General features: G+C 55.6%; 15 protein-coding genes. 9 read left to right on the top strand and 6 right to left on the bottom strand.

Translation table 11 applies throughout. From position 1 onward, the window contains the following. The first annotated feature begins 3 nt into the window (after positions 1–3). The 9 genes from atpB (at position 4) to mgtE (ending at position 8,164) form a co-directional block, all read left to right on the top strand. Positions 4–831 (top strand): F0F1 ATP synthase subunit A, encoded by an 828-nt coding sequence (atpB, locus tag DU506_RS07625; protein ID WP_114486345.1) that lies wholly within the window; start codon positions 4–6, stop codon positions 829–831. Between the two features lie 82 nt (positions 832–913). Further along, positions 914–1,141, top strand: coding sequence for a F0F1 ATP synthase subunit C (gene atpE / locus DU506_RS07620; protein WP_018918432.1), 228 nt, complete (start codon positions 914–916; stop codon positions 1,139–1,141). A 75-nt stretch (positions 1,142–1,216) separates the two neighbouring features. Then, positions 1,217–1,687: a F0F1 ATP synthase subunit B gene (locus tag DU506_RS07615; RefSeq protein WP_114486344.1), complete on the top strand. Its 471-nt coding sequence runs from the start codon at positions 1,217–1,219 to the stop codon at positions 1,685–1,687. An 11-nt stretch (positions 1,688–1,698) separates the two neighbouring features. Continuing rightward, a complete protein-coding gene (locus tag DU506_RS07610) occupies positions 1,699–2,235 on the top strand; it encodes a F0F1 ATP synthase subunit delta (protein WP_114486343.1) in 537 nt (178 codons plus the stop codon). Between the two features lie 16 nt (positions 2,236–2,251). Continuing rightward, entirely contained in the window at positions 2,252–3,796 is a 1,545-nt protein-coding gene (gene atpA, locus DU506_RS07605) for a F0F1 ATP synthase subunit alpha (RefSeq protein ID WP_114486342.1), read from the top strand. 71 nt (positions 3,797–3,867) lie between these two features. Further along, positions 3,868–4,758 carry a F0F1 ATP synthase subunit gamma gene (atpG, locus tag DU506_RS07600; RefSeq protein WP_114486341.1) on the top strand — a complete coding sequence of 297 codons (891 nt, stop codon included), beginning with the start codon at positions 3,868–3,870 and terminating at the stop codon, positions 4,756–4,758. 65 nt (positions 4,759–4,823) lie between these two features. Beyond that, positions 4,824–6,203: a F0F1 ATP synthase subunit beta gene (atpD, locus tag DU506_RS07595; protein WP_114486340.1), complete on the top strand. Its 1,380-nt coding sequence runs from the start codon at positions 4,824–4,826 to the stop codon at positions 6,201–6,203. 24 nt (positions 6,204–6,227) lie between these two features. Then, positions 6,228–6,656, top strand: coding sequence for a F0F1 ATP synthase subunit epsilon (locus DU506_RS07590; protein WP_114486339.1), 429 nt, complete (start codon positions 6,228–6,230; stop codon positions 6,654–6,656). A gap of 134 nt (positions 6,657–6,790) precedes the next feature. Beyond that, the gene (gene mgtE / locus DU506_RS07585; protein WP_114486338.1) at positions 6,791–8,164 is read left to right on the top strand and encodes a magnesium transporter; all 1,374 of its coding nucleotides are present in this window, start codon (positions 6,791–6,793) and stop codon (positions 8,162–8,164) included. A 43-nt stretch (positions 8,165–8,207) separates the two neighbouring features. Here the strand turns inward: mgtE and DU506_RS07580 are convergent, their stop codons facing one another. The 6 genes from DU506_RS07580 to DU506_RS07555 all read right to left on the bottom strand — a co-directional run bounded on the left by DU506_RS07580 (position 8,208) and on the right by DU506_RS07555 (position 13,257). Continuing rightward, entirely contained in the window at positions 8,208–11,051 is a 2,844-nt protein-coding gene (locus DU506_RS07580) for a proton-conducting transporter transmembrane domain-containing protein (RefSeq protein ID WP_114486337.1), read from the bottom strand. Continuing rightward, positions 11,045–11,350: an NADH-quinone oxidoreductase subunit K gene (locus DU506_RS07575; RefSeq protein WP_114486336.1), complete on the bottom strand. Its 306-nt coding sequence runs from the start codon at positions 11,348–11,350 to the stop codon at positions 11,045–11,047. Before DU506_RS07575 ends, DU506_RS07580 begins: the two co-directional genes overlap by 7 nt. Next, positions 11,347–12,270 (bottom strand): MnhB domain-containing protein, encoded by a 924-nt coding sequence (locus DU506_RS07570; protein ID WP_114486335.1) that lies wholly within the window; start codon positions 12,268–12,270, stop codon positions 11,347–11,349. Before DU506_RS07570 ends, DU506_RS07575 begins: the two co-directional genes overlap by 4 nt. Beyond that, on the bottom strand, positions 12,257–12,577 hold the full coding sequence (locus DU506_RS07565) for a cation:proton antiporter (RefSeq protein WP_114486334.1): 321 nt from the start codon (positions 12,575–12,577) through the stop codon (positions 12,257–12,259). Before DU506_RS07565 ends, DU506_RS07570 begins: the two co-directional genes overlap by 14 nt. Next, positions 12,570–12,755 (bottom strand): monovalent cation/H+ antiporter complex subunit F, encoded by a 186-nt coding sequence (locus tag DU506_RS07560; RefSeq protein ID WP_235825482.1) that lies wholly within the window; start codon positions 12,753–12,755, stop codon positions 12,570–12,572. Before DU506_RS07560 ends, DU506_RS07565 begins: the two co-directional genes overlap by 8 nt. Before the next feature lie 103 nt (positions 12,756–12,858). Next, positions 12,859–13,257 carry a Na+/H+ antiporter subunit E gene (locus DU506_RS07555; RefSeq protein WP_235825477.1) on the bottom strand — a complete coding sequence of 133 codons (399 nt, stop codon included), beginning with the start codon at positions 13,255–13,257 and terminating at the stop codon, positions 12,859–12,861. Between the last annotated feature and the right edge of the window lie 127 nt (positions 13,258–13,384).

Below are 13,384 nucleotides of genomic sequence, written 5' to 3'. Positions count from 1 at the left end.
TCCATGGCAGCAGGAAACGACGTCACACCAACGGCTTATATTCAGCACCATTTGCAGAATTTGACCTTCGGCAATCACCCGGAAAACGGCTGGTCACTGGCGCATTCCGCACTGGAAGCGCGTGAAATGGGCTTCTGGGCGATCCACCTGGACACCATGGGCTGGTCAATTGCCATGGGTGTGCTGTTTATCTGGGTCTTTCGCAAGGCGGGAAAAATCGCCACCACAGGCGTGCCCGGAAAATTGCAGAATGCTGTCGAAATGGTCATCGAATTCATTGAAAACCTGGTGCAAGGGGCGTTCCATGGACGTAATCCGCTGATTGCTCCCCTGGCCTTGACCTTGTTCGTCTGGATTCTGTTGATGAACACCCTTAAGCTCATACCGGTCGATTATTTCCCGGAATTGTTCATGCGTCTCGGCGTGGATTACATGAAGATCGTGCCCACCACCGATCCTAATGCCACCTTGGGTATCGCCTTAGGTGCCTTCTTCCTGATTCTTTTCTACAGCATCAAGGTCAAGGGCGTAGGTGGTTTCGCCAAGGAGCTGTCCTTGACTCCGTTCAACCATTGGGCGCTGATTCCCTTCAATCTGTTGCTGGAAATCATCGCCCTGCTGGTCAAGCCCTTCAGTCTGGCCATGCGTCTGTTCGGTAACATGTTCGCCGGTGAAGTCATCTTCATCCTGATTGCGCTGTTGCCGTTCTGGGCCATCTGGTTGTTGGACGTGCCATGGGCAATCTTCCACATTCTGGTGGTCACTTTGCAGGCCTTCATCTTCACGACCCTTTCGGTCGTGTACCTGAGCGCCGCACACGAACACCACTGAAACGAGCAATGCTTGCAATACGTTAACCCTTAACCTCAACCCTTAACTTCAAATCTCAACTTGAGAAACTAGGAGCATCAACATGGAAATGGTTTACCTCTCTGCTGCTATCATTATCGGTCTGGGTGCATTGGCCACAGGCATTGGCTTTGCCATCCTGGGTGGCAAACTGCTTGAATCCACCGCGCGTCAGCCGGAGCTGGGCGACCAGCTGCAAACCAAGACATTCATCATGGCAGGTCTGCTGGATGCCGTGCCGATGATCGGTGTGGGTATTGCGATGTACCTGATCTTCGTTGTTGCCGGTTAATGAGCCTACCGGGCGGATTACCCGCTCGGTTTTGTTTCACTCCGGTCGCCACGAACCTGTCAGAGGTACATCCCTGTGAATATCAACATGACGCTTATCGGGCAGACGATCGCCTTCGCGATCTTTGTCTGGTTTTGCACCAAGTACGTGTGGCCACCACTCAGCAATGCGCTCAACGAGCGACGGAAAAAAATCGCTGACGGCCTGGATGCGGCTAGCCGGGCATCGCGTGATCTTGAGCAAGCTCAAGAACAAGCGGCTCAGACGTTGCGAGACAGCAAGGAACAGGCTTCACAAATTCTCGAGCAAGCCAATAAGCGCTCCGCGCAGATTGTCGAGGAAGCACGCGATCAGGCGCGCGCAGAAGGCGAGCGTATTATCGCCGGCACGCGTGCCGAGATAGAGCAAGAAATCAATCGTGCCAAGGAAGAGCTTCGTGCCCAGGTATCGCACCTTGCGATCATCGGTGCCGAGCGTGTTCTGGAAGCTTCCATCGACGAGAAAGCGCACCGCAAGTTGCTTGATGAGCTTGCTGCCGAACTGTAAGGAGGTGAATTATGGCGGAACTATCTACCGTCGCTCGTCCTTACGCCAAGGCGGCGTTCGAGTCTGCCCGTGACCAGGAGTCATTTGACCAGTGGTCACAAGCACTCAATTTGCTGAGTCATGTCATCGCCGATACGGACGTTCGTCGCCTGCTGGGAAGTCCCAAGCTCGACAATGAACAAAAAGTGTCGCTGTTGGCGGACATGTCGCCAAATGACACCAATGATGCGATTCGTCGTTTTCTTGAAACCTTGGCACAGCATCATCGCTTGATGGCTCTGGGTGAAATTGCCGAGCAGTTCGAGCAGCTTCGCGCCGAGCACGAAAAGCGTATCGACGTCACCGTGGTCTCAGCTTACGAGTTGAACAGCAAGCAAAAAACCAAGCTGGCAGGCGCGCTCAAGAAACGTCTGAATCGCGAAATCTCCATTACCACTCAGGTAGACCCGGCGCTGCTGGGCGGTGTGATCCTGCGTGCCGGCGATACCGTCATTGACGGCTCGGTACGTGGTCGATTGAACCGCCTTTCTGAAGCGCTTTCCGCCTGAGTCTGAGGGACATGGCATGCAGCAACTGAATCCTTCCGAGATCAGCGACATCATCAAGCAGCGTATCGAAAAGCTTGACGTCGCATCTGAAGCCCGCAATCAGGGCACCATCGTCAGCGTTTCCGACGGTATCGTGAAAATTCACGGCCTCGAAGACGCTATGTTCGGTGAAATGATTGAATTCCCCAATGGCGTCTACGGCATGGTACTCAACCTGGAGCGCGACTCCGTGGGTGCCGTTGTCCTGGGTGATTACCTTCTGCTTCAAGAAGGCATGACTGCCAAATGTACCGGTCGTATCCTTGAAGTGCCGGTGGGACCTGAACTGATCGGCCGTGTGGTCGACGCTCTGGGTAACCCCATCGATGGCAAGGGCGAGATCAACGCCAAGCTGACCGATGCGGTAGAAAAAGTCGCTCCGGGCGTCATCACTCGTCAATCCGTTGACGAGCCGATCCAGACCGGTCTGAAATCGATCGACGCCATGGTGCCGATCGGCCGCGGTCAGCGTGAGCTGATCATCGGTGACCGTCAGATCGGCAAGTCGGCGATTGCCATCGACGCGATCATCAACCAGAAAGGCACGGGCGTGACCTGCGTCTACGTGGCGATCGGTCAGAAGCAATCGACTATCGCCAACGTGGTGCGCAAGCTCGAACAGCACGGCGCCATGGAACACACCATTGTTGTAGCGGCCGGCGCTGCCGACCCTGCACCGATGCAGTTCTTAGCACCTTACTCTGGCTGCACCATGGGCGAATACTTCCGCGATCGCGGTGAGAATGCCCTGATCGTCTATGATGACTTGTCCAAACAGGCCGTGGCTTATCGCCAGGTTTCCCTGCTCCTGCGTCGTCCGCCGGGTCGTGAAGCCTATCCGGGTGACGTCTTCTATCTCCACTCGCGTCTGCTGGAACGTGCAGCACGGGTCAACGTCGATTACGTCGAGAAATTCACCAACGGTGAAGTGAAAGGCAAGACCGGTTCCTTGACCGCACTGCCGATCATCGAAACCCAGGGTGGCGACGTTTCGGCCTTCGTTCCGACCAACGTGATCTCGATCACCGACGGTCAGATCTTCCTCGAGACCAACCTGTTCAACTCAGGCATCCGTCCGGCCATCAACGCCGGTCTCTCGGTGTCGCGTGTAGGTGGCTCGGCGCAGACCAAGATCATCAAGAAACTCGGCGGTAGCGTGCGTCTGGCACTGGCTCAGTACCGTGAGCTGGCGGCATTCTCGCAGTTCGCCTCGGATCTTGACGAAGCGACCCGCAAGCAGCTCGAGCACGGTCAGCGTGTCACCGAGCTGATGAAGCAGAACCAGTATTCGCCGCTCTCCGTGGCTGAAATGGCGCTGTCGCTGTATGCCGCCAACGAAGGTCATCTAGATGACGTCGAGGTTAGCAAGGTACTGGACTTCGAACGTGCGCTGCACGACTTCATGAAGTCCGAGTATTCCGAGCTGCTCGACAAGATCAATCAGACCGGCGACTACAACGACGAGATCAAGGATGGCTTGAAGTCGGGTCTCGAGAAGTTCAAGGCGACTCAGAGCTGGTAATGCTAAGGGCTCGCCTGCTAGCGGGTGGGCCGGCATGCTTTCTGATAGCCACGAACGAAAGGTAGATCGCTATGGCAGCTGCAAAAGAGATACGCACCCAGATCGGGAGCATCAAGAATACGCAGAAGATTACCAGCGCCATGGAAATGGTAGCTGCATCGAAAATGCGTAAAGCACAAGACCTGATGAGGGCCAGCCAGCCTTACGCCAGGCAGATCCGCAACGTTGTGGGCCACGTTGCCGATACCAACCCCGAGTACAAGCACGACTACATGGTCGAGCGCGATGAGGTGACGCGGGTCGGTTATATCGTGGTGTCCACCGATCGCGGCCTGTGCGGCGGCTTGAACCACAACCTTTTCAAAGCCTTGCTGAAAGATGTCGTAGGCTGGAGAAAGGAAGGCGCCGAGCTGGATTTTTGTGCCCTGGGCACCAAGGCCAGCACCTTTTTCCGCAGCTATGGCGGTAATCTGGTGGCAGCCAAGAGCGGGCTGGGGGAATCCCCCACGGTTGAAGCCTTGATCGGTAGTGTCACGGTCATGCTCGAAGCGTATGACGAGGGGAAGATTGACCGCCTGTACGTGGTGTACAACGAATTCGTCAACACCATGACGCAAGCACCGGTGGTACGTCAGCTTCTTCCTCTGTCAACCGATATTGGCTCGGACGAAACGACGCAAGACGCTGAAAACGCCCGTCCCGGAAGCTGGGACTACCTGTATGAGCCGGATGCCAAGGCGTTGCTGGATAGCCTGATGATTCGTTTCATTGAATCCCAGGTATATCAGGCGGTGGTGGAAAATGGGGCCTGCGAACAGGCGGCCCGCATGATCGCCATGAAGAGTGCCACCGACAATGCCGGTGGTCTGATCGACGATCTCGAGATGGTGTACAACAAAGCCCGCCAGGCGGCCATCACCCAGGAAATCTCCGAGATCGTAGGCGGCGCCGCTGCCGTATAGCGTCAGGGAAGGATCGACCTTCCCGGCAACCAGGTTTCATTTGCAGGTTTTTGAGAGGAACCAAGATGAGCGGACGTATCGTACAAATCATCGGCGCGGTGATTGACGTAGAGTTTCCGCGGGACAATGTTCCCAAGGTCTACGACGCGCTGAAGGTCTCGGAAGTCGAGACCGTGCTTGAAGTCCAGCAGCAGCTGGGCGACGGTGTGGTGCGTACCATTGCCATGGGCTCCACCGAGGGGCTCAAGCGTGGTATGGAAACGAATAACACAGGGGCTGCGATTTCCGTGCCGGTAGGCAAGGAAACCTTGGGTCGGATCATGAACGTGCTCGGCGAGCCGATCGACGAAGCAGGTCCGATCGGTGAGCAGGAACGCATGCCGATCCATCGCAAGGCTCCCGGCTATGCGGACCAGGCAGCTTCCAACGAGCTGCTGGAAACTGGCATCAAGGTCATCGACCTGGTCTGCCCGTTCGCCAAGGGTGGTAAGGTCGGCTTGTTCGGCGGCGCGGGTGTGGGCAAGACCGTCAACATGATGGAATTGATCCGCAACATCGCCACCGAGCACAGCGGTTATTCAGTGTTCGCCGGGGTGGGTGAGCGTACTCGCGAGGGTAACGACTTTTACCACGAAATGACCGAATCCAACGTTATCGACAAGGTATCGCTGGTGTACGGTCAGATGAACGAGCCGCCCGGCAACCGTCTGCGTGTAGCGTTGACCGGCCTGACCATCGCTGAAAAATTCCGTGATGAAGGCCGCGACGTACTGTTGTTCGTCGACAATATCTACCGTTACACCCTGGCGGGTACCGAAGTATCCGCCTTGCTGGGTCGTATGCCGTCCGCGGTAGGCTACCAGCCGACCCTGGCGGAAGAGATGGGCGTTCTTCAGGAACGTATCACCTCGACCAAGACTGGCTCGATCACCTCCGTACAGGCCGTTTACGTACCCGCGGATGACTTGACCGACCCGTCGCCGGCGACCACCTTCTCGCACCTGGACGCCACCGTGGTATTGGCGCGTTCGATTGCCGAATTGGGTATCTATCCGGCCATCGATCCGCTGGACTCCACCTCGCGTCAGCTGGATCCGCTGGTGGTGGGTGAAGAGCACTACAACACCGCGCGCGGTGTACAGAACGTGCTGCAGCGTTACAAGGAACTCAAGGATATCATCGCGATTCTGGGCATGGACGAGCTGTCTGACGAAGACAAGCAAGCCGTGGGCCGTGCGCGTCGTTTCCAGCGTTTCCTGTCGCAGCCGTTCTTCGTCGCCGAGGTGTTCACCGGGTCGCCGGGTAAATACGTGTCACTGAAAGACACCATTCGTGGTTTCCAGGGCATTCTCAGCGGTGAGTACGACGAACTTCCGGAGCAGGCCTTCTACATGGTCGGTTCGATCGACGAAGCCGTCGAGAAAGCCAACCAGATGAAGAAGTAATCCCGTCCATCAGGGGGATTCGCTATGGCGAACAGCTTCACATGCAATATCGTCAGCGCTGAAGCGGCAATTTTCTCGGGTACTGTCGAGCAGGTCGTCGCTTCCGGGATCATGGGTGATCTGGGCATCTTGCCGGGTCATGCCCCGTTGCTGACTGAGCTTCAGCCGGGTCCGGTGCGGGTGTTTCACGACGATGGCAAGGAAGAGCATTTCTTTGTCTCCGGCGGTTTCATGGAAGTGCAGCCGAGTGGTGTGACCATTCTGGCTGATTCCGCTTCGCGTGCCACTGACCTCAATGAGGCCGCTGCCGAAGAGGCTCGTCAGCAGGCGCTGAGAGCTCTCAACGAGAAATCAGCAGAACTCGACTACGGTCGTGCTGCTGCGGATCTCGCGGAAGCCATGGCTCAGCTGCGTACCATCCAGCAGTTGCGCAAAAAGGCCGGCAAAGGCTAATTTGCCGCGCCGGCATAAAACGCTCCTTGTTCCCCGTTGTCATGACAGGGTTCGAGGGGCGTTTTTTTTGTCTGGTATGATGGTTCCTCACGGCGAAATGTCGTCAATGGCCGTAAGCGCTAAGGGGATGAGCAATGTCATTGAGTGATGAAAGCTTGCAAGAAACCAAAGTGGAGCTTCTCGAGGCGCTGACCCAGGAAGCACCCAACAAGGAGGTCTTGGCGGAGCGCTTATCGGAACTTCGTTCGGCGGATATTGCCGAGATTCTCGAAGATATCGTCGAGGACGACGAAGACCTGCCAACGGTCCTCACGCTGCTGGACATTCTATCGCTGGAGCGAGCGGCTAACGTCTTGGGTTACCTGCCTGGCGAAGTCCAGGTGGAAATCGTCGAGAAGCTGAGCGACACCACCTTTCTGGCCTTGCTGGAAGAAATGGGCTCGGATGAACGCGCAGACTTGTTCAACCTTTTGGATGAGGATCGCCGCGAAGCATTGCTGCGGCAAATGGCGCACCAGGAGCGGGAAGACCTGAAACGCCTGGCCAGCTATGAAGAAGGTACCGCTGGCGCCATCATGACCTCTGACTATGTCGCCATAGCCAGTGGCATGACGGTGTCGCAGTCGATGATGCGGGTGCGCCAGACCGCACCGGATGCCGAAACCGTCTACCAGATTTATATTGTGGATAGCGACGGCAAGTTGACCGGTACGATGTCATTGCGCCAGCTGATGGTGGCACGTCCGGGCGCCGTGGTGGATGACATCATGATCAAGGATGTGATCAGCATTGGGGTGGACGAAGCCCAGGAAGAAGCCGCCCGCGTGGTGGCGCGCTATGACTTGCTTGCCTTGCCGGTCATCGATGCGGATAACCGTATGGTCGGTATCGTCACCCACGATGATGCCATGGACGTTGCAGAATCCGAGGCCACGGAAGATTTCCACAAAGGGATGTCCATCGGTCAACTGGAAGACGGTGTCAGCCGTGTGCCGATCTGGAGTCTGTACCGTAAACGGGTCTTCTGGCTGGTATTGCTGGTATTCGCCAACCTGTTTTCCGGTGCCGGGATTGCTTACTTTGAAGAAACCATTGCCGCTCAGGTGGCACTGGTATTTTTCCTGCCGCTGTTGATCGGCAGCGGAGGCAACGCCGGGGCTCAGGCCGCCACCTTGATGGTGCGTGGTATGGCCACGGGGGATGTCGGCGTCAAGGACTGGGGAAAATTACTGGGGCGTGAGCTTCTGGTCGCGGGATCGCTGGGTATCACGATGGCGATTGCCGTCACTCCCATCGGCATCATGCGCGGCGGTGAGGCGTTGGCAATGGTGGTCGCCTTCAGCATGGTCACTATCGTGTTGTTCGGTAGTCTGCTGGGGATGTGCCTTCCATTCGTGCTGGAGCGCTTCAAGGTCGACCCTGCGACGGCGTCGGCACCTCTGGTCACTACCTTGATCGATGCCTCCGGAGTGGTGATCTACTTTAGTATCGCCACCGCCATATTATAGGACTTGGCAATGTAGCTAAGCGTTTAAGATGAAAGCAGCCGTGTTACAGATACATGAGTAAAAATAGGCCTGAGACGATCGCCAGCGATAGGCCTATCACTGACCAGTGTCGCAACCGGCGCTCTATTACCCAGGCGAGCCGTATACGGCTTGCCTGGTGCCACGGTGGATGAGGTAGCGTTAGTAAGGTAAGCGGCTGAATATTGAAAGTCTTGTGAAAATAGATAATGACCACTGTGAAGCAACCACTGGCGGTTACTACCCCTAGCGCTTTCAAGTTCGACAATACCCAACTCCCTGGATAGGGCAACCACCATAGCCATAAGAGCGGCACCAGCCATGCACTGGCACATAGAACGAACCAACTCCCCCAGAGCCACCGGTTTCCAGAAGGCTCAGTGCCAAGCTTTTCAGCGCTAGGTTGTCTTAGGAGCAACCAGCCAAACCGCAGCATTGCACCTGCGGTGGCGAGACTCGCCAGGGTCAGCAGGTCGCCTGCAACGCCTTGTGTATTCATTGCAAGGGTCAACCAACCCTTGATATACAGCCCACCACTAAGCGGTACCCCGATCAGCGTCAGCGATGCGACTAGCATGCCACCGCCAATGAATTGTCGTTGCCTGCTAGATAGCCACCGCCACTGTCCCGCTCCTATAAATAGGGCCGCTTTTGCTAAACCGTGACTGAGAACCAGCAACATAAGAATTGTACGCAGAACACTATTTTCAGGACTATTCTCAGGCGCCAATAACAGGACTCCCATCCCTGCAGTAAGTAGCCCCATTTGACCTACACTGGACCATGCCAGCACGGTTTTAGCTGTGTGAGCGAGCGCGCCTCGCATACCGCCGTAAACTGCCCCGAGAACACCCCAGTAAAACAGCATCTGACCAGCGGCTATCCCGGAAGCACTTTCAGGGTTGAGTCGCAGTACACCAAGGATACCCAGCTTGATCATCACACCCGAAAGTAACGCACTGGCCAGAGCAGGCGCCGCTGGGTGGGCGACCGGCAGCCAGCCGTGGACACCTAACACGCCTGCCTTAATGGCCAAACCGCTGCCGATTAGCAACGCGGTGCCTGTTGAAAGTGTGGCAAAGGTGGCGTTAGCAAACGCCAATGTTCCTTGAAGCGCCATGCTGGCGGTGGCGGCAAACAGGAGTACTTCGGCAACCAGCATCATCGCTAAATACGTGCGTCCTGCCTGAGCGGCTGAATGGCTTGCGCCCTGCAGAATCAGTAGCCATCCCAATATACCCAGCCACGCCAGTGCGGTATAAAACGTCAGCCACTCTTGGGAGGTGAGTGCAACGGCATGCAGCAGTGCTGTCAGCCAAAGTAGCGCGGTGAAAAAACGCGAGGGCGGTGACGGGCGCCAGTATTGCCAAGTGAGTACCAATGACCAGATCATCAGTGCAGGAAAGGCAAAAAAGCCTGTGGTGCGATCAATGCCAGGAAACGAAAGATAGCCATGGTGAACGACCAAAACAACACCGACGCCCCAGGCTAAACCGCCCAGTAGTATTGAAATTGACGTTGTCGCGAAGCGTGCGGCTACTTTCGTTTGGTCGCTGGAAACTGGACGCAAAGCAATGGCAATCACCCGAATCAAGTAAGCGGCGGCAAGCAGTGTCCCAACCAGAAAGGCCGTTGCACTTAGCCAGCGCTGCTGCTCCCACAACCCCATGAAAAGCCACCATTTACCTACAAAACCGCCGCTGGGCGGCAGCCCGACTAAACTTGCCGCTGAAAGGGCAAACCCTGCCCATAGCCAGGGGAGCTGATAGGCACTGCCGGTTAATCGCTGAAGCTGGTCGCCTTGATGATAGGTAACCAAGTAGCCTGCTGTTAGAAACAGTCCAGCTTTAGCCAGGCCGTGGGCAACCAGAAGCGTTGTGGCCCCTTGCTGTGCCAACGGGTAAGCGGTGAGTACAGGTGAAAGGCTTAATACCAGCAGTGCGTAACCCATCTGTGAAATAGTCGAGTAGGCAATCAAACGTTTTAGCTGCGTCTGTTGTAGTGCGTTAATGCCACCCCACAAAATCGAAAGGCTGCCTAAAAGGGCAAAGACCGGCTGCAAGGAAAGTGCTTGGAACGGCCCCTGCCATAGTTGCCACAGCCAATAAAGCGCCACAGCAACGACCACTGACGACAGCATTGCACTGACCGGAGGGGACGCTCGAGAATGGGTTTGGGGTAGCCAGCTGTGTAAAGGTACCAGCGCAGCCTTCATCATGAGCCCAAGCGTGATGCACAGGGCGGCGATAGCATGCAATGTATCGGGGGTGGCCCGTTCGCTGAGCAAGTCGATATCCAGCGTGGCATGGGTGCCATACATGAGACCCACCCCAAGTAGATAAAGTAACGATGCAATGAGCGCCACCAGCACATAGCGAAGCGCGGAAAATCCGTAGGGGTCTTTGGGTGACAGCGCCACTAAACCGGCGGCGCTCAGAGTTAACAGTTCAAGTGCCACATAGACATTAAACAGGTCTCGAGAAAGCCATAGGGTGTTAAGTGCCGCCCACATTAACCACCATAGCGTCCAATATTCGTGGCGGTTTATGCGATCACCGTAGGCAGCCAGACTAGCGGCGCTGGCCACCACCGTGGTCAAGGTTAGCAGTGCCAGTGTAGTGGGCTCCAGCGCCCAGCGTATGCCCACCGGCAATGTCCAGCCGCCTAGCAGCCACTCGGGGCCAAGACCTATATGCCAAGCCCCAAGGGCGTTGCCTAACGCAATCAGCGGTAACCCAATCAATAGCTGTTGGTTGACGCGTAGAAGCCGAGTAAACGCTGCCACGCAAAGCAATAGAGGGACGATCACCAAAAAAGCAGGCATACCGCCAACGCCCATGGTCAAACCGAAAGGGGGCAGCGTCAGCATGGAGGTTCCCGGCGGTAGCGCCGCAAATAGAGCGCCAACACGACGGCGGTGGTACTAACAGAGACGACAATGCCGGTCAGTACCAGCGCATGGGGTACCGGGTCTATGCCATCGGCTGTACGTGCCGTTAATACCAGGAGCAAAAATACCGCGCTGGAAAGTATATTGAGGGCAAGCAGGCGACGAATGAGGTGCCGAGCGGTAAAAATGCTTACCAGCGACAGCGCTATAAGGAAGGCCGCAAGCAGTGCGAAAAGAACGTCTGTTGTTACGGCTAGATGGGACAGTGCGTGCTTCATGGCCAGTTTCCTGGTCGCCCAAATAAGTAAAATGTCATCAGCATGAGAGCGATAGAGAGTGCAGTCGCCACTTCGATGGCAATAATGAAGTAGCCGGCTAGTGGCGGTGGTAGGCCGTAGAGCGTGCCTGTCATAAGAAAACCGCTTAGCGCGGTGGCAAGAAAGAGCAGTAATCCTGCGGATAATAGCCAACGCAGAAGTGGGTTATAGGCGCGTTGGTGCATCCACTCAATGTTGCTCGTGAGGAGCAATAACACCCCCCCGGCGCCAAGCACGGCCCCCGCAGGAAAAGCCCCGCCCGGTGCGTGCGTTCCTTGCCAGAGAAAGTAGCAAAATGTCAGTAGAAACAAGGGGTGTAGCCAGCGTGCCAGCGTCGTCAGTCCAGGGTAGTTGACTCCCGCCAGTACCGGGGGAGGTATCGCCTGCTGGAGTGACCAAATCGCGGCAACAGCGCATAGCATGACGGCAATTTCCAGCAAGGTATCAACGCCGCGCAGGTTAAGTAGAATTGCAGTCACCGCGTGTTCAGCACCGCTATAGGGGAGTGTGGCTGCTATTTCTTTAACTAAACCTAATTTGGGTAGCGAGAGCATTGCAGCCCATACCAAGCTTCCAATGAACAGCACAATAATAGTGATGGGAATAAATAGATGTGGAAAACGATAATTCACATGTTGAAGCTGTCGTTGAGAGGCTGGCAGTTGTCCTAGGGCGGTCAACAGCAGTGCGCCAGTAATACCTGCGCCAATGGCGGCTTCCGCGAGAGCAACATCAGGGGCATCGAGCCGCACCCAAATCAGTGCCATTACCAAGCCAAAGGCCATTAAGTTGGTGACTGCGCGAAATAACCCGGGGAGTAATAAACACTGCCCAGCGGTGGCCAGCGCTGCCAAGGTGAGCAGGAGGTCAACGGCCAGCATCGGGGTCCCTGTCATCAAGGCGCAGCGGCGAGGGACCATGTTGTAACGCTGAAGTGGAAATCAGTGTGGCACCAGTGCTGGAGGCTAGAAGTATTAGCCCCCATATCAAGAGTATTTTAAGTGCAACGGCTAAACTACTGGCCTGCAATGCGAGACCTAAACAAATCAGCCCTAAACCGACGTTGTCCGCTTTGGTAAGAGCATGTAGCCGGGCATAAACATCGTGAAAACGCAGCAGGCCCAATGTGCTGGCAATGAAGAAGGGTAGACCGAGTAGAATGAGTCCGGCAGCGAGTAGCTCACGCATCGTCGTTTGACTCCTCTCGCTTGGACGGATAGTACCGAACAACAAAATTAGCGGTACCAAGCGCGGCTAATAGGGCAAACAGCAGCGCAATATCTACTAGGGCAGGCAGGGTAAAATAGGCGCTGAACAGCAGTATAATTGCCAGGGAAGAGGTAGTGAAAAAACTTACGGCGAGCATACGATCAGCGTTAGTGGGACCACGGTAGAGTCGCCAAAGCGACACAATGGCATTAGCAAGTAGCACGGTGCTGGCAAGTAGGTAAACGATTGGCAATCACTCTTCAAGGTTCATGTTCCCAAGACTCATGTTTCAAACCATAGAGCCCCGCGATGCGGCTTTCAAGCACCTTAAGTTGAGCCTCGACTCGAGGATGATGGTGAAGGATGTGAATATAGAGTGCGTCGCAGCTAATGCGTAATGTCAATGTGCCAGGCGTTAGGTTTACCAGATTGGCCATCAATAATTGTTGAGGTTGCTGCGTTAGACAGCGAAAACGATAAGTGTGTGTAAGAGTATTGGCATCGCAGCGCTGGCTCATTGCCAACCTGGCGACTTCCAGCGCACCGTTTACGCTAAGTTTCAGCATAAGGATGATGAAAGAGGGAAGTTTCCACCAGCGTAACCGCCTTGGCCATGTCGCTACCTTGAGCGGAGCACAGAGTGCTATGGCTAGCGCCAATGCAATACGAGTTATTGTCAAATCTGGTGTACGACGGTCAGGCGGCGTTCCTGTCTGACTGATCGATTACTTGCTCTCCGTCCTGGAACTTGACGTTGTTGATGACCAGTTCCAGTTTCTGGAAATG

It is taken from the genome of Vreelandella rituensis (assembly GCF_003336665.1).
Taxonomy (GTDB): domain Bacteria; phylum Pseudomonadota; class Gammaproteobacteria; order Pseudomonadales; family Halomonadaceae; genus Vreelandella; species Vreelandella rituensis.
Note: the sequence above shows the minus strand (reverse complement) of the source record. Positions and strands in the feature narration are given on the sequence as shown.